Raw genomic sequence first — 268 nt, forward strand, 5'->3', positions numbered from 1 at the left:
GCTACCTTGGCAAACGACTAAAATGACACAAATAATGGATGGAATGTTCTACAAAGAAAGTATTTTCTCTCCAAAAGTCAAACAAGCCAAATACAGGTCTCCGAAAACAGAAAAGTTTGTGCATGATGAGGTGAAAAACCATTCCATCTGCTTAGTGGAATACACGTTTTTGAAAAAAGAGAAAGAAGTAACAGAACGAAGATTCATTGACTTGAAAGTCATTGAGTCTCATCAATTTGCCGGCCATCACGAAAATGATTTGGCAATC

At 36.9% G+C, this 268-nt stretch carries 1 protein-coding gene; it reads left to right on the plus strand.

What is annotated here, in order from left to right:
• Positions 1-43: 43 nt before the first annotated feature.
• A partial coding sequence (locus SB822_RS57605) for a hypothetical protein (protein ID WP_410859174.1) occupies positions 44-268 on the plus strand: 225 nt, incomplete at its 3' end.

Source organism: Paraburkholderia sp. SIMBA_054, assembly GCF_046534875.1.
Classification (GTDB): Bacteria; Pseudomonadota; Gammaproteobacteria; order Burkholderiales; family Burkholderiaceae; genus Paraburkholderia; species Paraburkholderia hospita.